A 23,428-nucleotide genomic window follows, 5' to 3' on the forward strand; every position below is an offset into this window, starting at 1 on the left:
TGGTTCGTGTCACTCGACTGTTGACAACTGCCCGTGATTTGTCGGTTTTCCTGCGGTTTGCGGCGCCGCGGGCGCGAATTGACAGCGAAACGACAGCTCCGCCCCGGGGTTACGGACGGGCCGACGAGGGGATCAGGCCGGGTCGATCTCTCGCAGCAGGCCCGTCTTCACGTCGTAGACGAAGCCGCGCACGTCGTCGGTGTGCAGCAGGAACGGCGAGGTCCGCACCCGTCGCATCGACTGCCGTACGTCCTGGTCGACGTCCCGGAAGCACTCCACCGCCCAGGAGGGGCGCTGGCCGACCTCCTGCTCCAGCTCGGTGCGGAAGTCCTCGGTCAGGGTCTCCATGCCGCAGCCGGTGTGGTGCACGAGGACGACGCTGCGGGTGCCGAGCTTGCGCTGGCTGATGGTCAGCGAGCGGATCACGTCGTCGGTGACGACGCCGCCGGCGTTGCGCAGGGTGTGGCAGTCGCCGAGCTGGAGACCGAGCGCCGAGAGGACGTCGAGCCGGGCGTCCATGCAGGCCACCACGGCGACCCGCTGGACCGGGCGGGCGTCCAGGTCGGAGTGGGTGAAGGCGGCGGCGTACCGCTCGTTGGCCTCGACGATCCGGTCCGTGACGGAACCTGCGGAGGCGGCGGTGTCCTGGGAGCCGGTGGGAACCGATGCAGAAGTCGTCATGACTATGACGTTACTGGTCACCTCCGGTCCGGTCCTGCTGTGAGACGGGGCAAAAGAGCGTCATCGGGCCGATCTGTGAGGTAACCCACAAGCGTGGCGCGGATACCTCCGTACGAGTGGTCCGCGGGCTCGGACGGTGTCGCCCGCCCCGCCCGTCGCGACGCGCAGGCCGGTTGATTGACCGGGAGACACGGTGGACTAAAGTGACGCGAAGCGGGAGGCGAGAGGCGCCCTCCCAGCTGGACAGCATTCCCCGGAGTCCCCGGCGACGCACCGGAGATCCCCCACGTGCGCGGCGCGTACGTACGGCTCGGCCTCCACCCGCTCCGGCCGGCCGACGCCTGAGGCGCCGGCCGGTCTCCCCTTCACGAGCGGGCGGGGACCCGGCGGTGCGTACCGCCCGCCGGACCTGAGAGGGCCCCTTGAGCCAGAGTCGACACGTCCCGGTGATGCTCCAGCGGTGCCTGGACCTGTTGGCCCCCGCCCTCCAGGCACCCGGAGCGGTGGTCGTCGACTGCACCCTCGGCCTCGGCGGGCACAGCGAGGCGCTGCTCGCCCGCTTCCCCGAGGCGCGGCTCGTCGCCCTCGACCGGGACAAGGAGGCGCTGCGCCTGTCCGGCGAGCGGCTCGCCCCCTACGGGGAGCGCGCCACCCTGGTGCACGCCGTCTACGACGAGCTGCCCGAGGTGCTGGACCGGCTCGGCATCCCGCGCGTGCAGGGCGTCCTGTTCGACCTCGGTGTCTCCTCCATGCAGCTCGACGAGGCCGACCGCGGCTTCGCCTACGCCCAGGACGCCCCGCTCGACATGCGCATGGACCAGACGACCGGCATCAGCGCCGCCGAGGTCCTCAACACCTACCCGCCGGGCGAGCTGGTGCGGATCCTGCGCGCCTACGGCGAGGAGAAGCAGGCCAAGCGGATCGTCGCCGCCATCGTGCGCGAGCGCGAGAAGGAGCCGTTCACCAACAGCGCCCGCCTGGTCGAACTGATCCGCGACGCGCTGCCGCAGGCCGCCAAGCGCACCGGCGGCAACCCCGCCAAGCGCACCTTCCAGGCGCTGCGGATCGAGGTCAACGGCGAGCTCTCCGTGCTGGAGCGGGCGATCCCGGCGGCTGTGAAGGCGCTCGCCGTGGGCGGGCGGATCGCCGTGCTGTCGTACCACTCCCTGGAGGACCGGCTGGTCAAGCAGGTGTTCGCGGCCGGTGCCGCGTCCACCGCGCCGCCCGGGCTGCCCGTCGTCCCCGAGCGCTACCAGCCGCGGCTCAAGCTGCTCACGCGCGGTGCCGAACTTCCCACCGAGGAAGAGGTCGCCGAGAACCGCAGGGCCGCACCGGCCCGGCTGCGCGGCGCCGAGCGCATCAGGGAGGACGTCGAGTGAGCCAGGCGGAGGGCCGGGCGCGCACAGGCGCGGGTTGGAAAACCGGACCCACCGGGAGGGCGCGCGCCCGCCGGGAGGGGCAGAGTGAGTAGGAAACCCGAACTGAGGGGCAGGGCGGCACGGCTCGCGCGGCTCTTCCCCACCGCCCGGGGCCAGGCGGCGCGTACCCCCTTCGTCCTCCTCGTCGTGCTGCTCCTCGGCGGCGGCCTCATCGGCCTGCTGGTGCTGAACTCCGCGCTCAGCGAGGGCTCCTTCAAGCTGGACGACCTCCAGCGCGAGACCAAGAACCTCACCGACGAGGAGCAGGCCCTCCAGCGCGACATCGACGCCTACTCCGCCCCCGACGCCCTCCAGCGCCGCGCCCGCGAACTCGGCATGGTCCCCGGCGGCGACCCCGCCTTCCTGAACCCCGACGGCACGGTCGAGGGCATCCCGTCGCCCGCCCCCGCCGCCGCCCCGCAGAGCGCCGCGCGCGTCCCCCTCGTCCTCGCCCCCGAGGCGATGAGCGACGCCCCCGCCGCCGTCCCCACGGCCGCTCCCTCCGCCGTCCCGACGGCCGCCCCCTCGACGTCGTCCTCGCCCCCGGCCGACGCCCCCGCCCCCAAAGCCACCGCCCCCGCGTCCACCTCCTCCGCCGCCCCCACGGCCCCCCGCCCCGCTCCGCCCGCCCAGACGACGCCCCCTACGACCCCCGGCAGGTGACGGAAGTGGCTGACGATTTCGGCAGGCAACCGCCGCGCCGCCGGGTGCCCGGACCCGCGCGGCCCGCCCGCTCCGGCGCGCAGCGCCGCCCCGCCCCCGGCACCCGCCCGGCCCGCCGCCCCACGCGGCCCCCAGCGCCCCGCGCCGCCGCCGCGCCGCGCCCCCTCCGGCTCGGCAGCCCCCGCCCCCGGCTGCGCCTGGTCGGCGTCGCGCTCACCCTGGTCCTGCTCGTCTTCGTGGTCCGCCTGCTCCAGGTGCAGGCCGTCGACGCGAGCGCGTACGCGGCGAAGGCGGAGCAGAACCGGTATGTCGGCCAGGTGCTGGCCGCCGAGCGCGGCGAGATCACCGACCGCGCCGGCGTGGCCCTCGCCACCAGCGTCGACGCGTACGACATCACCGCCGACCCGACGCTGTTCGGCCGCGAGCAGCTGAAGATCGACGACGGTCCCGAGCAGGCCGCCGCCCTCCTCGCGCCGATCCTCGGCCAGGACCAGGAGGACATCGTCGGGAAGCTGCGGCCCGAGGACGAGAACCTCCGCTACGTCAAGCTCGCCGACCGGCAGACCCCGCAGGTCTGGAAGCAGATCAAGGACCTGAAGTCCGCGCTCGCCAAGAAGCAGCAGTCGGACGAGTCCACGGTGAACGTCCTCGCGGGCGTCCTGGCCACCCCCAGCAGCAAGCGGGTCTACCCGAACGGCGAGCTGGCCGCCGGGATACTGGGCTGGGTCAACGCCGAGGGCAAGGGCGGCGGCGGCATCGAACAGCAGCTGAACAAGCAGCTGTCCGGCAAGGACGGCGAGATCCGCTACGCCCAGTCCGGCGGCCGGCAGGTGCCCACCGTGGGCGCCGAGGAGACACCCGCGGTGCCCGGTTCGGACATCGAGCTGACCATCGACCGCGACATCCAGTGGGCGGCGCAGAACGCCATCTCCCAGCAGGTCGAGAAGTCCCGGGCCGACCGCGGCTATGTGATCGTGCAGGACACCCGGACCGGCGAGATCCTGGCCATGGCCAACTCGCCCGGCTTCGACCCCAACGACCTGTCCCGCGCCACCTCGGCGAACATGGGCAACGCGGCCCTCCAGGACGCCTACGAGCCCGGCTCCACCGCCAAGGTCATGTCGATGGCCGCCGTACTGGAGGAGAAGGTCGCCACCCCCACGACGCGGGTCGTGGTGCCCAACCGGCTGCACCGCGGCGACCGGCTCTTCCAGGACGACATCGACCACCCGACCTGGTACCTGACGCTGAACGGAGTGCTCGCCAAGTCCAGCAACATCGGCACCATCCTCGCCACCGGCCAGCTCGGCAGGACACAGGCGCAGGCCAACAAGGTCCTCTACTCCTACCTGCGCAAGTTCGGCATCGGCCAGCCCACCGGGCTCGGCTTCCCCGGCGAGACCCGGGGCATCCTCGCCCCGCCGGAAGAGTGGTCGACGTCGCAGCAGTACACGATTCCTTTCGGCCAGGGCGTGTCCATCAACGCGATGCAGGCGGCGTCCGTCTACTCGACGATCGCCAACGGCGGCGTCCGGATCGAGCCCACCCTGATCCGCGGCACCAAGGGCCCCGACGGACGCTTCACCCCGGCCCCGAAGCCCGAGAAGACACGGGTCGTCAGCGAGAAGACCGCGAAGACACTGGCCCGGATGCTGGAGTCGGTGGTCGACGACGAGGAGGGCACCGGCACCAAGGCCCGCATCCCGGGCTACCGGGTCGCGGGCAAGACGGGCACCGCCAACCGCGTGGATCCGGCCACCGGCAAGTACCGCGGCTACACCTCCTCGTTCGCCGGTTTCGCACCCGCGGACCAGCCCCGCGTCACCGTCTACTGCGCCATCCAGAACGCCACCAAGGGCAGCTACTTCGGCGGCCAGATCTGCGGACCCGTCTACAAGCAGGTGATGCAGTTCGCGCTGAAGAGCCTCCAGGTCCCGCCCACCGGCGCCCCGCCGGCGAATCTGCCGGTGACGTACAAGCCCTGATCAGTCACGCCTGATCAGTCCTGACAAGCACCGAGCAACACCGAGCAACCAGGAACCACCCGTGACAACGATCACCCCGGATTCCGGGAACCAAGGCGCCCCCCGCCCCTCGCTTCGCTCCGAAGCGGGTACGCCCGGTACGCTCACCGCCGTGCCACACGCTGATCAGTCCCAAACCACCCAGAAGGGTCATCCCGTGACATACCCGGGACCGCCTCGGCCGGCGCAGGTCTCCGCCACACCCCTTGCGGAACTGGCCGGACAGCTGGGTGTCGCAGTGCCGGAGGGCGACACCGGGGTCACGGGCATCACCCATGACTCGCGCGCCGTCCGCCCCGGCGACCTGTACGCCGCCCTGCCCGGCGCCCGCGCCCACGGCGCCGACTTCGTCACCCAGGCCGCCGGCCTCGGCGCGACGGCCGTGCTGACCGACCCGGCCGGCGCCGAGCGCGTCGCCGCGACCGGTCTGCCGGTGCTCGTCGTCGACGACCCGCGCGCCCGGATGGGCGAGCTGGCCGCCACGATCTACGGCCGGCCCGGACGGGACCTGCTCCAGATCGGCATCACCGGCACCTCCGGCAAGACCACCACGGCCTACCTCGTCGAGGGCGGCCTGAAGACGGTCAAGTCCACCGGACTGGTCGGCACGGTCGAGATGCGCATCGGCGACGAGCGCATCAAGTCCGAGCGCACCACCCCCGAAGCCACCGACCTCCAGGCGCTGTTCGCCGTCATGCGCGAGCGCGGCGTCGAGGCGGTCGCCATGGAGGTCTCCAGCCACGCCCTGGTCCTCGGCCGGGTCGACGGCTGCGTCTTCGACGTCGCCGTCTTCACCAACCTCAGCCCGGAACACATGGAGTTCCACTCCGACATGGAGGACTACTTCCGGGCCAAGGCGCAGCTGTTCACGCCGAAGCGCAGCAAACTCGGCGTGGTCAACGTCGACGACGAGTACGGCCGCCGCCTCGCCCGCGAGGCCACCGTCCCCGTCGTCACCTACTCCGCCGAGGGCCACCCCGACGCCGACTGGCGTGCCGAGGACGTGACGATCGGCCAGCTCGACTCCACGTTCACGGTGCTCGGCCCGAACGGCGAGCGCATCGCCGCCAAGTCCCCGCTGCCCGGCCCGTTCAACGTGGCGAACACACTCGCCGCGCTGGTCGCCCTCGCCGTCGCCGGACTCGACCCGCAGACCGCCGCCGACGGCATCGCCGCCGTCCCCGGCGTCCCGGGCCGCCTGGAGCGGGTGGACGCCGGACAGCCCTACCTCGCGGTCGTCGACTACGCCCACAAGACCGACGCCGTCGAGTCGGTGCTGAAGGCGCTGCGCAAGGTCACCAAGGGGCGGCTGCACGTCGTCCTCGGCTGCGGTGGCGACCGGGACACCACCAAGCGCGCCCCGATGGGCGCCGCCGTGGCACGGCTCGCCGACACCGCCGTACTGACCTCCGACAACCCCCGCTCCGAGGACCCCCTCGCGATCCTCGCGACCATGCTCCAGGGCGCGGCGTCCGTGCCGGTGCACGAGCGCGGCGAGGTCGTGCTCTTCGAGGACCGCGCCGCCGCGATCGCCGCCGCCGTCGAGCGGGCCCGGCCCGGCGACACCGTGCTGGTCGCGGGCAAGGGCCACGAGCAGGGCCAGGACATCGCCGGCGTGGTCCGTCCCTTCGACGACCGCCAGGTGCTTCGCGAAGCCATCCAGAAGACCCAGGGATGAAATCCCGAAAGATCCAGGGGATGAACTTGTGATCGCCCTCTCTCTCGCCGAGATCGCAGAAGTCGTCGGCGGGCAGACGTACGACATACCGGATCCGTCGGTCCTGGTGACCGGGCCGGTCGTCCGGGACTCCCGCGAGGCGGGACCCGGCAGCCTCTTCGTCGCCTTCGTCGGTGAACGCGTGGACGGCCACGACTTCGCGCCACAGGTCGTGGCGGCGGGCGCGGCCGCCGTGCTGGGCACCCGGCCCGTCGGCGTGCCCGCGATCGTCGTGGACGACGTCCAGGCCGCGCTCGGCGCGCTCGCCCGCCACGTCGTGACGAAGCTCGGCACGACCCTCATCGGGCTCACCGGCTCGGCGGGCAAGACCAGCACCAAGGACCTCATCGCGCAGGTGCTCCGGCGCAAGGCGCCGACGGTGTTCACGCCCGGCTCGCTCAACAACGAGATCGGGCTCCCGCTGACCGCGCTCAGCGCCACCGAGGAGACCCGGTTCCTGGTCCTGGAGATGGGCGCCCGCGGCATCGGCCACATCCGCTACCTGACCGAGCTGACGCCCCCGAAGATCGGGCTGGTCCTCAACGTCGGCTCCGCCCACATCGGCGAGTTCGGCGGCCGTGAGCAGATCGCCCAGGCCAAGGGCGAGTTGGTCGAGTCCCTCCCCGAGGACGGCACCGCGGTCCTCAACGCCGACGATCCGTACGTAAGGGCCATGGCCTCCCGTACGAAGGCGAAGGTGATCCTCTTCGGCGAGGCCGACGAAGCGGACGTACGCGCCGAGAACGTGCGGTTGACGGACACCGGGCAGCCCTCCTTCACCCTTCACACACCCTCCGGGTGCAGCGACGTGACCATGCGCCTGTACGGTGAGCACCACGTGTCGAACGCGCTCGCCGCGGCCGCCGTCGCCCATGAGCTGGGCATGTCCGCGGAAGAGATCGCCACCGCGCTCTCCGAGGCGGGCTCCCTCTCCCGCTGGCGGATGGAGGTCACCGAGCGCCCGGACGGCGTGACGGTCGTCAACGACGCCTACAACGCGAACCCCGAGTCCATGAAGGCCGCTCTGCGCGCGCTGGCGGCCATGGGCAGGGGGCGCCGTACGTGGGCGGTGCTCGGCAAGATGGCCGAGCTCGGGGACGAATCGCTCGCCGAGCACGACGCGGTCGGACGGCTCGCCGTCCGGCTCAACGTCAGCAAGCTCGTCGCGGTCGGCGGCAGGGAAGCCGCCTGGCTGCAACTGGGCGCATATAACGAGGGTTCGTGGGGTGAGGAGTCGGTGCACGTGTCCGACGCACAGGCGGCGGTCGACCTGTTGCGCAGCGAGTTGCGCCCGGGGGACGTCGTACTCGTGAAGGCGTCCCGTTCGGTCGGGCTCGAGAAGGTGGCCGAGGCGCTGCTCGAGACCGGTGCCGAGGGTGAGGTTGCCGCCCGATGATGAAGCAGATCCTGTTCGCGGGAGTCATTGGCCTCTTCCTGACGCTGGTCGGCACCCCGCTGCTGATCAAGCTCCTCGCGCGCAAGGGCTACGGCCAGTACATCCGGGACGACGGCCCGCGCGAGCACGCCAGCAAACGCGGTACGCCGACCATGGGCGGTATCGCCTTCATACTGGCGACCATCGCCGCGTACTTCCTGTCGAAGGTCATCACCGGCTACCCGCCCACCTATTCGGGCCTGCTGGTACTCGGCCTGATGTTCGGCATGGGCCTGGTCGGCTTCCTCGACGACTACATCAAGATCGTCAAGCGGCGTTCGCTGGGTCTGCGGGCCAAGGCGAAGATGGCCGGCCAGCTGATCGTCGGCATCGCCTTCGCGGTGCTCTCGCTCCAGTTCGCCGACAACCGCGGCAACACCCCGGCCTCCACCAAGCTGTCGTTCATCACCGACTTCGGCTGGACCATCGGCCCGGTGCTGTTCGTGGTCTGGGCGCTGTTCATGATCCTCGCCATGTCGAACGGCGTGAACCTGACGGACGGTCTGGACGGTCTGGCCACCGGCGCGTCGGTCCTCGTCTTCGGCGCGTACACCTTCATCGGCGTCTGGCAGTTCCAGGAGTCGTGCGCCAACGCGCAGACCCTCACCAACCCCGGCGCGTGCTACGAGGTGCGCGACCCGCTCGACCTCGCGGTGGTCGCCTCCGCGCTGATGGGCGCCTGCCTCGGCTTCCTGTGGTGGAACACCTCGCCGGCCAAGATCTTCATGGGCGACACCGGTTCGCTGGCGCTCGGCGGCGTGCTCGCGGGTCTCGCGATCTGCTCCCGCACCGAGCTGCTGCTCGCCATCCTCGGCGGTCTGTTCGTCCTCATCACCATGTCGGTGGTCATCCAGGTCGGCTCGTTCCGGCTCACCGGGAAGCGAGTCTTCCGGATGGCCCCGCTCCAGCACCACTTCGAACTCAAGGGCTGGTCCGAAGTGCTCGTGGTGGTCCGTTTCTGGATCATCCAGGGCATCTGCGTGATCGTCGGACTCGGCCTCTTCTACGCGGGATGGGCAGCAGAGAAGTGACCGACTGGCAGGGAAAGCGCGTCACCGTCGCCGGGCTCGGCGTCTCCGGCGTCCCGGCGGCCAAGGTGCTGCACGGGCTCGGCGCGATCGTCACGGTCGTCAACGACGGCGACGACGAGCGGGCCCGGGCACAGGCCGCCGAGCTCGAGGCCCTGGGCGTCACCGTCCGCCTCGGCGACGGCGCGACCCTGCCCGAGGGCACCGAGCTGATCGTCACCGCGCCCGGCTGGAAGCCGGACAAGCCGCTGTTCACGGCGGCCCGCGAGGCCGGGGTGCCCATCTGGGGCGATGTCGAGCTGGCCTGGCGGCTGCGCGGCCCGGACGCGGCGCCCTGGCTCTGCGTGACCGGCACCAACGGCAAGACCACCACCGTGCAGATGCTGGCGTCCATCCTGAAGGCCGCCGGGCTGCGCACCGCCGCCGTCGGCAACATCGGCGTCTCGCTGCTGGACGCGGTGCTCGGCGACGAGCAGTACGACGTCCTCGCGGTGGAGCTGTCCAGCTACCAGCTGCACTGGGCGCCCTCCCTGCGCGCCCACTCCGCCGCCGTCCTCAACCTCGCCCCCGACCACCTCGACTGGCACGGCTCCATGGAGGCGTACGCCAAGGACAAGGGCCGTATCTACGAGGGCAATCAGGTCGCCTGCGTCTACAACGTGGCCGACAAGGCCACCGAGGACCTGGTGCGCGAGGCCGACGTCGAGGAGGGCTGCCGGGCCATCGGCTTCACGCTCGGCACACCGGCGCCGTCCCAACTCGGCGTCGTGGAGGGCATCCTGGTCGACCGTGCCTTCGTCGAGAACCGGCAGAAGAATGCCCAGGAGCTCGCCGAGGTCGCCGACATCGACCCGCCGGCCCCGCACAACATCGCCAACGCCCTTGCCGCCGCGGCCCTCGCCCGCGCCTTCGGGGTGCCCCCGCAGGCCGTACGCGACGGGCTGCGGGCCTTCCGCCCGGACGCCCACCGCATCGCGCACGTCGCCGACGTGGACGGCGTCGCGTACGTCGACGACTCCAAGGCGACCAACACGCACGCCGCGCAGGCCTCGTTGGCCGCGTACGAGTCCATCGTGTGGATCGCGGGCGGACTCGCCAAGGGAGCCACCTTCGACGAGCTGGTCGCGAGCGCGGCGAAGCGGCTGCGCGGCGTGGTGCTGATCGGCGCCGACCGCGCGCTGATCCGCGAAGCGCTCGCGCGACACGCCCCGGAAGTACCCGTCGTCGACCTCGACCGGACCGACACTGGGGCGATGCTCGCGGCTGTCCAGGAGGCCCGGCGCCTCGCCGAGCCCGGCGACACGGTGCTGCTGGCCCCGGCCTGCGCCTCCATGGACATGTTCGTCAACTACAACCAGCGCGGTGACGCGTTCGCGGCGGCGGTCCGCGAACTCGGAGCGGGCGCCTGACGGCGGGTCTCGACCACGGCGGGTGCTTCGGGACCCTTTGGAGGGACGAGTGACTCGGATGTGGCTCCAGGCGGACCGGTGCGGACCCGCCGACGGCAGGGCACCACGACGGCCCGCCCGGCCGTCCGCCCTTGACCGGCCGCAGATGCCTGCCCGGCCGTCGACGCCTGACCGGTCGCGGGTGCCTGCCCGGCCGCAGGCGTCCGCCCGGCCGTGTGCGGCTGGCCGGTCGCGGGTGTCCGTCCGGCCGTCGACGCCTGACCGGTCGCGGGTGCCTGCCTGGCCGCAGGTGTCCGTCCGGCCGTCGGCGCTTGACCGGTCGCAGGTGCCTGACCAGTCGCGGGTGTCCGCCCGGCCGTCGGTGCTTCACTGGTCGCAGATGCCTGACCGGCCGTCCGCGCCTGGCCGGTCGCAGGTGCCTGCCCGGCCGCAGGCGTCCGCCTGGCCACCGGCGCCCGCCCGACCACCGGCGCCCGCCCGGCCGCGCGGGATCCGCGCCGAGGTGGACCCCCTCGGGCGTACGGGAGCCGGCCATGCCCGGTAGCCGTACGGGCCGGCCGCCGGCGCCGCGGGCGGTGCGGCCCCCCGCCGCCCCCCGCGAGAACCCGGTCGTGCGGTACTACACGCGGGCCCGCAAAGCCTGGGACCGGCCGCTGACCGCCTACTACCTGATCCTCGGCGGCAGCATGCTGATCACCGTGCTGGGCCTGGTGATGGTCTACTCGGCCTCCCAGATCACGGCCTTGCAGATGTCGCTGCCCGGGTCCTACTTCTTCCGCAAGCAGCTGCTGGCCGCCGTGATCGGCGCCGGGCTGCTGTACGCGGCCTCCCGGATGCCGGTGAAGCTGCACCGCGCGCTCGCCTACCCGATCCTCGCCGGCGCCGTCTTCATGATGGCGCTGGTGCAGGTGCCCGGGATAGGGATGGCGGTCAACGGCAACCAGAACTGGATCTCCCTCGGCGGCTCCTTCCAGATCCAGCCCAGCGAGTTCGGCAAGCTGGCCCTGGTCCTGTGGGGCGCCGACCTGCTCGCCCGCAAACAGGACAAGAAGCTGCTGGCGCAGTGGAAGCACATGCTGGTGCCGCTCGTCCCGGTGGCGTTCATGCTGCTCGGGCTGATCATGCTCGGCGGCGACATGGGCACCGCGATCATCGTCACCGCGATCCTGTTCGGGCTGCTGTGGCTGGCGGGGGCGCCCACCCGGCTGTTCGTCGGGGTGCTGGCGGTCGCCGCGGCGATCGGCGCGATCCTGATCCAGACCAACTCCAACCGGCTGGACCGCTTCGCCTGCATCGGCGCCACCGAGATGGGCCCGGACGGCTCCTGCTGGCAGGCCGTGCACGGGATCTACGCCCTCGCGTCCGGCGGACTCTTCGGTTCCGGCCTCGGTGCGAGTGTGGAAAAATGGGGTCAACTCCCCGAAGCCCACACCGACTTCATCTTCGCCGTCACCGGTGAGGAACTGGGCCTCGCGGGGACGCTGTCGGTGCTCGCCCTCTTCGCCGCTCTAGGCTATGCGGGTATCCGCGTGGCCGGACGCACGGAGGACCCCTTCGTGAGGTATGCCGCGGGAGGCGTGACCACCTGGATCACGGCGCAGGCCGTGATCAACATGGGTGCGGTGCTCGGCCTGCTGCCGATCGCCGGTGTCCCGCTCCCGCTGTTCTCCTACGGAGGATCCGCCCTGCTGCCGACCATGTTCGCCATCGGGCTGCTGATCGCCTTCGCGCGCGACGAGCCCGCTGCGCGGGCGGCGCTTGCGATGCGGCAACCCCGCTTTGGTAGAAAGCGGGGGGCTGGGGGCTCTGCGGGGCCCCGGAGATGGAACACGATGCGACGGCGCACCTCGGCGGTGCGCTCGTCCGGAGAGCGGTGAATTTCGGTGCATGTCGTACTCGCCGGCGGGGGCACCGCGGGCCACATCGAGCCCGCGCTCGCCCTCGCGGACGCCCTGCGCAGGCAGGACCCGACCGTGGGCATCACGGCCCTGGGCACGGAGCGCGGCCTGGAGACCCGGCTGGTCCCGGAGCGGGGCTACGAGCTGGCGCTGATCCCGGCCGTACCGCTGCCCCGCAAGCCCACGCCGGAGCTGATCACCGTCCCGGGCCGGCTGCGCGGCACCATCAAGGCGGCCGAGCAGATCCTGGAGCGCACCAAGGCGGACGTCGTGGTCGGCTTCGGCGGCTACGTCGCCCTGCCCGGCTACCTCGCGGCCAAGCGGCTCGGCGTGCCGATCGTCATCCACGAGGCCAACGCCCGCCCGGGCCTCGCCAACAAGATCGGTTCGCGGTACGCCGCGCAGGTCGCCGTCGCCACCCCGGACAGCAAGCTGCGCAACGCGCGCTACATCGGCATCCCCCTGCGCCACTCCATCGCCACCCTCGACCGGGCCGCCGCCCGGCCCGAGGCCCGCGCGATGTTCGGGCTCGACCCGAACCTGCCGACCCTGCTCGTCTCCGGCGGCTCGCAGGGCGCCCGGCGCCTCAACGAGGTCGTCCAGCAGGTCGCGCCCTGGCTCCAGCAGGCCGGCATCCAGATCCTGCACGCGGTCGGCCCGAAGAACGAACTGCCGCAGGTGCACCAGATGCCGGGGATGCCCCCCTACATCCCGGTAAGTTACCTGGACCGGATGGACCTCGCGTACGCCGCGGCCGACATGATGCTCTGCCGCGCGGGCGCGATGACCGTCGCCGAACTCTCCGCCGTCGGACTCCCGGCCGCCTACGTCCCGCTGCCCATCGGCAACGGCGAGCAGCGGCTGAACGCCCAGCCGGTGGTCAAGGCCGGCGGCGGGCTGCTGGTCGACGACGCGGAACTCACCCCCGAGTGGGTGCAGCAGAACGTCCTGCCCGTGCTCGCCGACCCGCACCGGCTGTACGAGATGTCCCGCTCCGCCGCCGAGTTCGGCCGCCGGGACGCCGACCAGCTGCTGGTCGGCATGGTGTACGAGGCGATCGCCGCCCACCGTGCACACCACTAGGAACACGTCGATGTGAGCGGAAGGCAGGGAGCGTGGCCGGACCCACCACCGCCGAGCGCGGTGCACGCCAGCAGGAGACGTCCGGCCCGCCCCTCGCCCGGCGGCCGCGGCTGCCCGGGCTCCGCACGATCGTCGTCCTGGCCGTCGCCCTGGCGCTGCTCGGCGCGGGCGGCGGCTGGGTGCTGTACGGCTCGCAGTGGCTGCGCCTGGAGCGTGTCTCCGTCTCCGGTACCCGGGTGCTCACCCCGGCACAGGTGCGGGAGGCGGCCGACGCCCCCGTCGGGGCTCCGCTGGTGTCCGTCGACACCGAGGCCATGGAGAACCGCCTGCGCCGGAAATTGCCCCGAATTGACACCGTTGATGTGGTCCGTTCCTGGCCGCACGGAATCGGGCTGAAAGTAACCGAGCGCACCCCGGTTCTGCTGGTGAAAAAGGGCCGGAAGTACGTGGAAGTGGACGACGAAGGTGTCCGTTTCGCCACGGTTTCCAACGCCCCGAAAGGCGTTCCTCTTCTGGAATTGAGGCCGTCCCGGTCCCGTTCCGCGGCGGCCAGCCTGCGCCGCTTCGGCGAGGGACGCCTGGTGCGGGAGGCGGTGCGGGTGGCCGGCGCCCTGCCGGAGGCGGTCGCGCACCGCACCCGGGCGGTCAAGGTCCGTTCCTACGACGACATCTCGCTGAAGTTGAAGGACGGCCGCACCGTGGCCTGGGGGAGCGGCGAGAAGGGGGCCGCCAAGGCCCGTACCCTCACCGCTCTGCTGAAAGCGGCCCCCCATGCGCGGCACTTCGACGTGAGCGTCCCCACCGCCCCCGCGTCATCGGGGAGTTGACGCACATCCGCGCAGGCCAGCACCCTGGTTGGGCACCGCTACGGCTGATCACATAGGGTGAAAAGAAAAACGGGAGGTTCGGCGTGTTCGTTGAACGTGCGCCACTTGTCGACTTAGTGTCCTGTTCAGAAGACTCCAGGGAACAGACACACTGGTAACCCTAAACTTCAACGTTAGGGTTCGGGTCGGCGATACGGACCGTCCCATTCGGCATCAGTCGTCGGATCACGGGGGCGCAGCGCCCAGGTGACACGACGACACGTAACTCGAGGCGAGAGGCCTTCGACGTGGCAGCACCGCAGAACTACCTCGCAGTCATCAAAGTCATCGGTGTCGGCGGCGGTGGTGTCAATGCCATCAACCGGATGATCGAGGTCGGTCTCAAGGGCGTCGAGTTCATCGCCATCAACACCGACGCGCAAGCTCTGTTGATGAGCGACGCCGACGTCAAGCTGGACGTCGGCCGTGAACTCACCCGCGGACTCGGCGCCGGAGCCAACCCGGCCGTCGGCCGCAAGGCCGCCGAGGACCACCGCGAGGAGATCGAGGAGGTCCTCAAGGGGGCCGACATGGTCTTCGTGACGGCCGGTGAAGGCGGCGGCACCGGCACCGGCGGCGCGCCCGTCGTGGCCAACATCGCACGCTCCCTCGGCGCGCTCACCATCGGCGTGGTCACGCGCCCGTTCACCTTCGAGGGACGGCGCCGCGCGAACCAGGCCGAGGACGGCATCGCCGAGCTGCGCGAAGAGGTCGACACCCTCATCGTCATCCCGAACGACCGGCTGCTGTCCATCTCGGACCGCCAGGTCTCGGTCCTCGACGCCTTCAAGTCGGCGGACCAGGTCCTGCTCTCCGGCGTTCAGGGCATCACCGACCTGATCACCACCCCCGGCCTGATCAACCTGGACTTCGCCGACGTCAAGTCGGTCATGTCCGAGGCCGGTTCGGCCCTCATGGGCATCGGCTCGGCCCGCGGCGACGACCGCGCGGTGGCCGCGGCCGAGATGGCGATCTCCTCGCCGCTGCTGGAGGCGTCCATCGACGGCGCCCGGGGCGTGCTGCTCTCCATCTCCGGCGGCTCCGACCTCGGCCTGTTCGAGATCAACGAGGCCGCCCAGCTGGTCAGCGAGGCCGCCCACCCCGAGGCCAACATCATCTTCGGCGCGGTCATCGACGACGCCCTCGGCGACGAGGTGCGGGTCACCGTGATCGCGGCCGGTTTCGACGGCGGCCAGCCGCCGGCCCGCCGGGACAACGTCCTCGGCTCGGCCTCCTCCACCCCGGCCCGCCGTGAGGAGCCCGCTCCGCCGGTACGGCAGCCGGAGAGCCGCCCGTCCTTCGGCTCGCTCGGCAGCGTCACGCCGAAGGAGGAGCCGGAGCCCGCGCCGGAGCCGGTGAACGACATCCCGGTCGCCCCGCCGGTCACCCCGGCGCCCCGCACCTACACGGACAGCGCGGCCGAGGAGCTGGACGTCCCGGACTTCCTGAAGTGATAGGACAGCGCGAGAGCGTGAGCGGCGCGCACTTCGCCTTCACCGACCGGTGGGGCGGGGTGAGCGCCGCTCCGTATGAGGAGCTCAACCTCGGCGGCGCGGTCGGCGACGACCCGGCCGCCGTGACGGCCAACCGGGAGCTGGCGGCGAAGACGCTGGGCCTCGACCCCGCCCGGGTGGTCTGGATGAACCAGGTGCACGGCAATGACGTGGCGGTGGTCGACGGGTCGTGGGGCTCCGCCGCCGAGATCCCCTCGGTGGACGCGGTGGTCACCGCCCGCCGGGGGCTCGCCCTCGCCGTGCTCACCGCCGACTGCACGCCCGTGCTGCTGGCCGACCCGGTCGCCGGCGTGGCGGCCGCCGCCCACGCGGGCCGGCCCGGGATGGTCGCGGGGGTCGTCCCCGCCGCCGTCCGGGCCATGACCGAACTCGGCGCCGAGCCGTCCCGGATCGTCGCCCGCACCGGACCCGCCGTCTGCGGCCGGTGCTACGAGGTGCCGGAGGCGATGCGCGCCGAGGTGGCCGCCGTCGAACCGGCGGCGTACGCCGTGACGAGCTGGGGCACCGCGGCGGTCGACGTGACCGCGGGGGTGCACGCGCAGCTCGACCGGCTCGGGGTGTGCGACCGGGCGCAGTCGCCGGTGTGCACGCTCGAGTCGCACGACCACTTCTCCTACCGCCGCGACCGCACCACCGGTCGGCTGGCGGGCTATGTCTGGCTGGACTGATGGGGCATGACGGACCGTAGGGACGAACTCGCCGGAAATCTGGCGCGGGTCGAGGAGCGCATCGCCGCGGCCTGCGCGGCGGCGGGACGCAAGCGTGAAGAGGTGACCCTGATCGTGGTCACCAAGACCTATCCCGCCGACGATGTGCGGATCCTGTCGGAACTCGGTGTGCGCCATGTCGCCGAGAACCGTGACCAGGACGCGGCGCCCAAGGCCGCCGCCTGCTCGGATCTGCCCCTTTCCTGGCACTTCGTCGGCCAGTTGCAGACCAATAAGGTCCGTTCCGTGGTCGGTTACGCGGATGTGGTGCAGTCCGTCGACCGCGCCCGGCTGGTGACGACCCTCTCCAAGGAGGCCGTACGCGCCGAGCGGGAGATCGGCTGCCTCATCCAGGTCGCCTTCGATGCGGGGGCGAGCGGCCGGGGCGAACGGGGCGGCGTGGCGCCCGAGGGCGTCGAGGAGTTGGCGGAGCTGATCGCGGACTCCCCAGGGCTGCGGCTGGCCGGGCTGATGACGGTCGCACCTCTGACCGGTGAGTACGCCGGTCGCCAACAGGCGGTGTTCGAGCGGTTGATGGATTTGTCCACCGACCTGCGCCGAGCCCATCCGGCTGCGAACATGGTCTCGGCAGGGATGAGCGCGGACCTCGAACAGGCCGTGGCCGCCGGAGCGACACATGTACGCGTCGGCACCGCGGTACTCGGAGTCCGCCCCAGGCTCGGGTAACGTCGCCAAGAAGTCGGACCACAGCAGAAAATATGGTCATTACCGTCGAAGGGCGGGCATAACGACCTCGTGGATCGCAGGGACTTGGCAGTCGTCAGCCGATCCACCACAGAGCGGAGGACTCAGAGCATGGCCGGCGCGATGCGCAAGATGGCGGTCTACCTCGGCCTCGTGGAGGACGATGGGTACGACGGCCGGGGATTCGACCCCGACGACGACTTCGAGCCCGAACTGGACCCGGAGCCCGAACGGGATCACCGACGGCACGAGCCGTCCCACCAGTCGCATGGTTCACATCAGCCTCAAAGGGAAGAATCGGTGCGAGTGGTGCATCCACCCGCGCCTCGCGAGCCGGTGGCGCACTCCGCTTCGCTACCCGCGGAATCGAGCCGCCCGGCGCGCATCGCGCCCGTGGCATCCATCACACAAGAACGCGCAAGTCTGGAGAAGAACGCACCGGTGATCATGCCCAAGGTCGTGTCGGAACGAGAGCCTTACCGGATCACCACGCTTCACCCGCGGACCTACAACGAGGCCCGTACTATCGGGGAACACTTCCGTGAGGGCACCCCGGTGATCATGAATCTGACTGAGATGGACGACACAGACGCGAAGCGACTTGTCGACTTTGCGGCCGGTTTGGTGTTTGGTCTTCACGGCAGCATCGAGCGGGTGACGCAGAAGGTGTTCCTGTTGTCGCCTGCTAACGTCGATGTCACGGCGGAGGACAAGGCCCGCATCGCAGAGGGCGGGTTCTTCAACCAGAGCTGAGACGCACGACCGGAAAAAGCGGTACAAAGCAGTACCCACACAGCACGGGAAACAGGGGAGAGGGAAGCACGGGCATGAGCGTGGTCCTGGATGTCATCTACATCGCGCTGATGTGCTTCCTCATCGTGCTCATCTTCCGGTTGGTCATGGACTACGTCTTCCAGTTCGCCCGCTCGTGGCAACCCGGCAAGGCGATGGTGGTCGTTCTGGAGGCCACCTACACTGTCACTGATCCACCGCTCAAGCTTCTGCGGCGGTTCATTCCGCCGCTGCGTCTCGGGGGCGTGGCGCTCGACCTGTCCTTCTTCGTACTGATGATCATCGTCTACATCCTGATCTCGATCGTGAGCCGGCTGTGAGCGATGTGACCTACCGTCTTGCCGAATGCCGACGACTACGTTGAGGTGAAGAGATGCCGTTGACCCCCGAGGACGTGCGGAACAAGCAGTTCACGACCGTCCGCCTCCGAGAAGGCTATGACGAGGACGAGGTCGATGCCTTCCTCGACGAGGTCGAAGCCGAACTGACCCGTCTGCTCCGCGAGAACGAGGATCTGCGCGCGAAGCTGGCCGCGGCCACCCGCGCCGCCGCGCAGAACCAGCAGAACATGCGCAAGCCGCAGGAGCAGCAGGACCAGCAGCAGCCTCCGCAGGGCATGCCGCAGCAGGGCATGCGAGGTCCCGGCGCTCCGGTGCCCGCCGGCATATCGGGCCCGCCGCAGCAGCAGATGGGCGGCCCCATGGGTGGCCCGCCCCAGCTGCCGAGCGGTGCCCCGCAGCTGCCCGCCGGCCCCGGCGGTCAGGGTCCGCAGGGTCCCGGCCCGATGGGTCAGGGTCCGATGGGCCAGGGTGGCCCGATGCAGGGCCAGATGGGCCCGGGTCCGATGGGCGGCCCCATGGGCGGTCCGATGGGCGGCCCCGGTCAGGGCCCCGGTGGCGACAGCGCCGCCCGTGTTCTGTCGCTGGCCCAGCAGACCGCCGACCAGGCGATCGCCGAGGCCCGTTCCGAGGCCAACAAGATCGTCGGCGAGGCCCGTTCGCGCGCCGAGGGTCTGGAGCGTGACGCCCGTGCCAAGGCCGACGCCCTGGAGCGGGACGCGCAGGAGAAGCACCGTGTCGCGATGGGCTCCCTGGAGTCCGCCCGCGCCACGCTGGAGCGCAAGGTCGAGGACCTGCGCGGCTTTGAGCGCGAGTACCGCACGCGCCTGAAGTCGTACCTGGAGTCGCAGCTGCGCCAGCTGGAGACCCAGGCCGACGACTCGCTGGCCCCGCCGCGCACCCCGGCGACCGCGTCCCTCCCGCCGTCCCCGGCGCCCTCGATGGCTCCGGCCGGCGCGAGCGCCCCGTCGTACGGCGGCAACCAGTCGATGGGTGGCGCGCCCAGCCCGTCCGCTCCGTCCTACGGCGGTCAGCAGCAGATGTCCCCGGCCATGACCCAGCCGATGGCTCCGGTCCGGCCGCAGGGTCCGTCGCCGATGGGCCAGGCTCCCTCGCCGATGCGTGGGTTCCTGATCGACGAGGACGACAACTGACAGTGCGTGGTACGGCGTAGCCGTCGGCAGCGTTCAGGGCGGGGCCCCGGATTCCGATCCGGGGCCCCGCCCTTTCGTCCGCCCGTCTGTCCGCCCTTTTGGGTGAGGTCCCCGGGTTGCCATGGGGTGCTCGGGGTCGCGTAGGGTGCTCGGGGGCGCGTAGCGCAGAGGCAGGCGCACCTCGATGGCATCGAGGGGACGCCGGTTCGAATCCGGCCCGCCCCACTCGCTCGTCGCCCTTCCGTGATCTGTGACGACGTGCGACGCGGAAGGCCCGGCTCCCTCACGGGAACCGGGCCTTCTGTGTGTGTGCCCTACGCCTTGCGCAGGCGGAAGGTGAGGGACAGGCCCTCGTCGGTGAACGGCTCGCCGTAGCCGGAGTCGTCCGCCTCGCCCTGGGCGAAGTCGGTGGCCAGCACCTCGTCCGCGATCAGCGCGGAGTGCTCGGTGAGGGCCGCGACCACCGCCGGGTCGGTGGCCGTCCAGCGCAGCGCGATCCGGTCGGCCACGTCGAGGCCGCTGTTCTTGCGGGCCTCCTGGATCAGCCGGATCGCGTCACGGGCGAGACCCGCCTGGCGCAGCTCCTCGGTGATCTCCAGGTCGAGGGCGACCGTGGCACCCGCGTCGGATGCCACCGACCAGCCCTCGCGCGGGGTCTCGGTGATGATGACCTCGTCGGGGGCGAGGGTGATCGTCTCGCCGTCGACCTCCACGGACGCGTTGCCCTCGCGCAGCGCCAGCGACAGCGCCGCCGCGTCGGCGTTCGCGATCGCCTTGGCCACGTCCTGGACCCGCTTGCCGAACCGCTTGCCCAGCGCGCGGAAGTTGGCCTTGGCCGTGGTGTCGACCAGGGAGCCGCCGACCTCGCTCAGCGACGCCAGCGACTCGACGTTCAGCTCCTCGGTGATCTGGGTGTGCAGCTCGGGGTCCAGCGCCTCGAAGCCGGTCGCCGCGATCAGCGCGCGCTTGAGCGGCTGACGGGTCTTGACGCCGGACTCCGCCCGGGTGGCACGGCCCAGCTCCACCAGGCGACGCACCAGCACCATCTGCCGCGACAGTTCCGGGTCGATGGCGCCGAGGTCGGCCTCCGGCCAGGACGCCAGGTGCACCGACTCCGGCGCGCCCCGGGTGACCGGGACGACCAGGTCCTGCCAGACCCGCTCGGTGATGAACGGGGTCAGCGGGGCCATCAGCTTGGTGACCGTCTCGACGACCTCGTGCAGGGTGCGCAGCGCCGCCTTGTCGCCCTGCCAGAAGCGGCGGCGCGAGCGGCGGACGTACCAGTTGGACAGGTCGTCGACGAACGCGGACAGCAGCTTGCCGGCGCGCTGGGTGTCGTACGCCTCCAGCGCCTGGGTCACCTGGTCGGTGAGCGCGTGGAGTTCGCTGAGCAGCCAGCGGTCCAGCAGCGGGCGGTCGGCCGGGGCCGGGTCGGCCTCGGAGGGCGCCCAGTTCGACGTACGCGCGTACAGGGCCTGGAAGGCGACCGTGTTCCAGTAGGTGAGGAGCGTCTTGCGCACCACCTCCTGGATCGTGCCGTGGCCCACCCGGCGGGCCGCCCACGGGGAGCCGCCGGCCGCCATGAACCAGCGGACCGCGTCCGCGCCGTGCTGGTCCATGAGCGGGATCGGCTGGAGGATGTTGCCCAGGTGCTTGGACATCTTCCGGCCGTCCTCGGCGAGGATGTGACCGAGGCAGACGACGTTCTCGTACGACGACTTGTCGAAGACGAGGGTGCCGACCGCCATCAGCGTGTAGAACCAGCCGCGGGTCTGGTCGATGGCCTCGGAGATGAACTGCGCCGGGTACCGGCTCTCGAACAGCTCCTTGTTCTTGTACGGGTAGCCCCACTGCGCGAACGGCATCGAGCCCGAGTCGTACCAGGCGTCGATGACCTCCGGCACGCGCACCGCGTCGAGGGAGCAGCCCTCGTGGGTGCAGGTGAAGGTGACGTCGTCGATGAACGGGCGGTGCGGGTCGAGGCCGGACTGGTCGGTGCCGGTCAGCTCGGTCAGCTCCGCGCGGGAGCCGACGCAGGTGAGGTGGCCCTCCTCGCAGCGCCAGATCGGCAGCGGGGTGCCCCAGTAGCGGTTGCGGGACAGCGCCCAGTCGATGTTGTTGTTCAGCCAGTCGCCGAAGCGGCCGTGCTTGACGGTGTCCGGGAACCAGTTGGTCTTCTCGTTCTCCTGGAGCAGGCGGTCCTTGACGGCCGTCGTGCGGATGTACCAGGAGGGCTGCGCGTAGTACAGCAGCGCGGTGTGGCAGCGCCAGCAGTGCGGGTAGCTGTGCTCGTACGGCAGGTGCTTGAAGAGCAGGCCTCGCTTGTTCAGGTCCTCGGTGAGGTTCTCGTCGGCCTTCTTGAAGAAGATGCCGCCGACCAGGGGGAGGCCTTCCTCGAAGGTGCCGTCCTGGCGGACCGGGTTCACCAGCGGCAGGCCGTAGGCGCGGCAGACCTTGAGGTCGTCCTCACCGAAGGCGGGTGACTGGTGGACCAGACCCGTGCCGTCCTCGGTGGTGACGTAGTCGGCGTTGACCACGAAGTGGGCCTCGGCCGGGAACTCGACCAGCTCGAACGGGCGCTGGTAGCTCCAGCGCTCCATCTCGGCGCCGGTGAAGGTCTGGCCGGTGGTCTCCCAGCCCTCGCCGAGGGCCTTGGCGACCAGCGGCTCGGCGACGACCAGCTTCTCCTCGCCGTTCGTCGCGACGACGTAGGTGACCTCGGGGTGGGCGGCCACGGCGGTGTTGGAGACCAGGGTCCACGGGGTGGTCGTCCAGACCAGGAGCGCGGCCTCGCCGGCCAGCGGGCCGGAGGTCAGCGGGAAGCGGACGTAGACGGACGGGTCGACGACCGTCTCGTAGCCCTGCGCCAGCTCGTGGTCGGACAGGCCGGTGCCGCAGCGGGGGCACCAGGGCGCCACGCGGTGGTCCTGGACCAGCAGGCCCTTGTTGAAGATCTCCTTCAGCGACCACCAGACGGACTCGATGTACTCCGGGTCCATCGTGCGGTAGGCGTCGTCGAGGTCGACCCAGTAGCCCATGCGGGTCGTCAGCTCGGCGAAGGCGTCGGTGTGGCGGGTCACGGACTCGCGGCACTTGGCGTTGAACTCGGCGATGCCGTACGCCTCGATGTCCTGCTTGCCGGAGAAGCCCAGCTCCTTCTCGACGGCCAGCTCGACCGGCAGGCCGTGGCAGTCCCAGCCCGCCTTGCGGGCCACGTGGTAGCCGCGCATGGTGCGGAAGCGGGGGAAGACGTCCTTGAAGACGCGCGCCTCGATGTGGTGGGCACCGGGCATGCCGTTGGCGGTGGGCGGACCCTCGTAGAACACCCATTCGGGGCGGCCCTGGGACTGCTCCAGGCTCTTGGCAAAGATCTTCTGCTCGCGCCAGAAGTCGAGCACGGCGTGCTCGAGCGCGGGCAGGTCGACCTGGGCGGGCACCTGGCGGTACGTCGGCGCTGTCGTCATCAGCGATCTTCCTCCGGCGGACTTGCTGCCTTCCGTCGGAGGGACGAGAGCTACGTCATTCCTACGCCGCCTTCGGCGCGCTCCCGCGGTACCACCCTCCTTGGCTCTCCGGCGCAGGTCGTGCGTCGGTGAGCCCCCTCATTGGGGTCGCGAAGCCGGTTCTACTCACCGCTGCGGCTGGGCTGCGGCTTTCTTCCGGCGGCTCCGGGGTGATCTTCACGTCGCGCTTGCCCCCGGGCTCCCACCGTCCCCGGGTCGCTCTGGGCTGCGTACGCCGCTACTCGTCCCCATCCACGCTTCTCGCTCCGCCCAGTGTACGGCGCCCCACGGACAGCGGCCGACCGGTTTTGCGGCGGGCGGGGCGCGGCGCCGGGGATGACCCGAATGGTCACGTGCGCGGGCCGGGATCCGGGGAAGTCGGGCTGGGCGGCATACCCGGCCGGGAGCTGGGCACAACGCATTCATGCCGGTCGCGCGGGGGGCGTGGGGCGGGCGAATCGGGCGGCGTGCCCCGTTGCCGCGGGACTCGAGT

Annotated in this window: 18 protein-coding genes and 1 tRNA gene; 17 read left to right on the forward strand and 2 right to left on the reverse strand. The window is 71.1% G+C overall.

Annotated elements, in window-relative coordinates; translation table 11 throughout:
* Positions 1–132: 132 nt before the first annotated feature.
* Positions 133–681, reverse strand: coding sequence for a beta-class carbonic anhydrase (locus tag ACIG0D_RS32290; RefSeq protein ID WP_399808122.1), 549 nt, complete (start codon positions 679–681; stop codon positions 133–135).
* A 422-nt stretch (positions 682–1,103) separates the two neighbouring features.
* Here ACIG0D_RS32290 and rsmH point away from each other — a divergent pair, with 422 nt between their 5' ends.
* From rsmH to ACIG0D_RS32375, 17 genes are all read left to right on the forward strand, one after another.
* On the forward strand, positions 1,104–2,060 hold the full coding sequence (rsmH, locus tag ACIG0D_RS32295) for a 16S rRNA (cytosine(1402)-N(4))-methyltransferase RsmH (protein WP_365764205.1): 957 nt from the start codon (positions 1,104–1,106) through the stop codon (positions 2,058–2,060).
* Between the two features lie 84 nt (positions 2,061–2,144).
* Entirely contained in the window at positions 2,145–2,762 is a 618-nt protein-coding gene (locus ACIG0D_RS32300; protein ID WP_399808126.1) for a septum formation initiator family protein, read from the forward strand.
* Positions 2,763–2,767: 5 nt separating this feature from the next.
* The gene (locus ACIG0D_RS32305; RefSeq protein WP_399808129.1) at positions 2,768–4,747 is read left to right on the forward strand and encodes a peptidoglycan D,D-transpeptidase FtsI family protein; all 1,980 of its coding nucleotides are present in this window, start codon (positions 2,768–2,770) and stop codon (positions 4,745–4,747) included.
* A 196-nt stretch (positions 4,748–4,943) separates the two neighbouring features.
* On the forward strand, positions 4,944–6,464 hold the full coding sequence (locus ACIG0D_RS32310) for a UDP-N-acetylmuramoyl-L-alanyl-D-glutamate--2,6-diaminopimelate ligase (protein ID WP_399808131.1): 1,521 nt from the start codon (positions 4,944–4,946) through the stop codon (positions 6,462–6,464).
* Between the two features lie 28 nt (positions 6,465–6,492).
* Positions 6,493–7,899, forward strand: a complete 1,407-nt coding sequence (murF, locus tag ACIG0D_RS32315) for a UDP-N-acetylmuramoyl-tripeptide--D-alanyl-D-alanine ligase (protein WP_399808134.1) — start codon at positions 6,493–6,495, stop codon at positions 7,897–7,899.
* On the forward strand, positions 7,899–8,969 hold the full coding sequence (mraY, locus tag ACIG0D_RS32320; RefSeq protein WP_365758804.1) for a phospho-N-acetylmuramoyl-pentapeptide-transferase: 1,071 nt from the start codon (positions 7,899–7,901) through the stop codon (positions 8,967–8,969). The genes murF and mraY overlap by 1 nt, the downstream gene beginning before the upstream one ends.
* Complete coding sequence (gene murD, locus ACIG0D_RS32325; protein ID WP_399808138.1) at positions 8,951–10,375, forward strand: UDP-N-acetylmuramoyl-L-alanine--D-glutamate ligase; 1,425 nt, start codon at positions 8,951–8,953, stop codon at positions 10,373–10,375. The genes mraY and murD overlap by 19 nt, the downstream gene beginning before the upstream one ends.
* A 533-nt stretch (positions 10,376–10,908) precedes the next feature.
* Positions 10,909–12,252, forward strand: coding sequence for a putative lipid II flippase FtsW (ftsW, locus tag ACIG0D_RS32330; RefSeq protein WP_399808140.1), 1,344 nt, complete (start codon positions 10,909–10,911; stop codon positions 12,250–12,252).
* 6 nt (positions 12,253–12,258) lie between these two features.
* Positions 12,259–13,356, forward strand: a complete 1,098-nt coding sequence (gene murG / locus ACIG0D_RS32335; protein ID WP_399808143.1) for an undecaprenyldiphospho-muramoylpentapeptide beta-N-acetylglucosaminyltransferase — start codon at positions 12,259–12,261, stop codon at positions 13,354–13,356.
* A gap of 32 nt (positions 13,357–13,388) precedes the next feature.
* A complete protein-coding gene (locus ACIG0D_RS32340) occupies positions 13,389–14,183 on the forward strand; it encodes a cell division protein FtsQ/DivIB (protein WP_399808146.1) in 795 nt (264 codons plus the stop codon).
* 287 nt (positions 14,184–14,470) lie between these two features.
* Positions 14,471–15,676, forward strand: a complete 1,206-nt coding sequence (gene ftsZ, locus ACIG0D_RS32345) for a cell division protein FtsZ (protein WP_399808149.1) — start codon at positions 14,471–14,473, stop codon at positions 15,674–15,676.
* Positions 15,673–16,404 carry a peptidoglycan editing factor PgeF gene (pgeF, locus tag ACIG0D_RS32350; protein ID WP_399808152.1) on the forward strand — a complete coding sequence of 244 codons (732 nt, stop codon included), beginning with the start codon at positions 15,673–15,675 and terminating at the stop codon, positions 16,402–16,404. The genes ftsZ and pgeF overlap by 4 nt, the downstream gene beginning before the upstream one ends.
* A gap of 6 nt (positions 16,405–16,410) precedes the next feature.
* On the forward strand, positions 16,411–17,130 hold the full coding sequence (locus ACIG0D_RS32355; protein WP_399808155.1) for a YggS family pyridoxal phosphate-dependent enzyme: 720 nt from the start codon (positions 16,411–16,413) through the stop codon (positions 17,128–17,130).
* A 129-nt stretch (positions 17,131–17,259) separates the two neighbouring features.
* Complete coding sequence (locus ACIG0D_RS32360; RefSeq protein WP_365758777.1) at positions 17,260–17,901, forward strand: cell division protein SepF; 642 nt, start codon at positions 17,260–17,262, stop codon at positions 17,899–17,901.
* Between the two features lie 74 nt (positions 17,902–17,975).
* The gene (locus ACIG0D_RS32365; RefSeq protein WP_016435858.1) at positions 17,976–18,260 is read left to right on the forward strand and encodes a YggT family protein; all 285 of its coding nucleotides are present in this window, start codon (positions 17,976–17,978) and stop codon (positions 18,258–18,260) included.
* Positions 18,261–18,313: 53 nt separating this feature from the next.
* Complete coding sequence (locus ACIG0D_RS32370; protein ID WP_365758776.1) at positions 18,314–19,432, forward strand: DivIVA domain-containing protein; 1,119 nt, start codon at positions 18,314–18,316, stop codon at positions 19,430–19,432.
* A 152-nt stretch (positions 19,433–19,584) separates the two neighbouring features.
* Positions 19,585–19,657: transfer RNA gene (locus tag ACIG0D_RS32375), tRNA-Ala, on the forward strand.
* Between the two features lie 89 nt (positions 19,658–19,746).
* Here the strand turns inward: ACIG0D_RS32375 and ileS are convergent.
* A complete protein-coding gene (ileS, locus tag ACIG0D_RS32380) occupies positions 19,747–22,896 on the reverse strand; it encodes an isoleucine--tRNA ligase (protein ID WP_399808160.1) in 3,150 nt (1,049 codons plus the stop codon).
* Between the last annotated feature and the right edge of the window lie 532 nt (positions 22,897–23,428).

Source organism: Streptomyces sp. NPDC052773 (assembly GCF_044547145.1).
In the GTDB taxonomy this organism is placed as follows: domain Bacteria; phylum Actinomycetota; class Actinomycetes; order Streptomycetales; family Streptomycetaceae; genus Streptomyces.

Excerpts from the sequence above, each read along its gene's own strand:
- ACIG0D_RS32290 (WP_399808122.1), bottom strand. The coding sequence starts at position 681 with ATGACGACTTCTGCATCGGTTCCCACCGGCTCCCAGGACACCGCCGCC.
- mraY (WP_365758804.1), top strand. The coding sequence starts at position 7,899 with ATGAAGCAGATCCTGTTCGCGGGAGTCATTGGCCTCTTCCTGACGCTG.
- murD (WP_399808138.1), top strand. The coding sequence starts at position 8,951 with ATGGGCAGCAGAGAAGTGACCGACTGGCAGGGAAAGCGCGTCACCGTC.
- ftsW (WP_399808140.1), top strand. The coding sequence starts at position 10,909 with ATGCCCGGTAGCCGTACGGGCCGGCCGCCGGCGCCGCGGGCGGTGCGG.
- ACIG0D_RS32355 (WP_399808155.1), top strand. The coding sequence starts at position 16,411 with ATGACGGACCGTAGGGACGAACTCGCCGGAAATCTGGCGCGGGTCGAG.
- ACIG0D_RS32360 (WP_365758777.1), top strand. The coding sequence starts at position 17,260 with ATGGCCGGCGCGATGCGCAAGATGGCGGTCTACCTCGGCCTCGTGGAG.
- ACIG0D_RS32365 (WP_016435858.1), top strand. The coding sequence starts at position 17,976 with ATGAGCGTGGTCCTGGATGTCATCTACATCGCGCTGATGTGCTTCCTC.
- ACIG0D_RS32370 (WP_365758776.1), top strand. The coding sequence starts at position 18,314 with ATGCCGTTGACCCCCGAGGACGTGCGGAACAAGCAGTTCACGACCGTC.
- ileS (WP_399808160.1), bottom strand. The coding sequence starts at position 22,896 with ATGACGACAGCGCCGACGTACCGCCAGGTGCCCGCCCAGGTCGACCTG.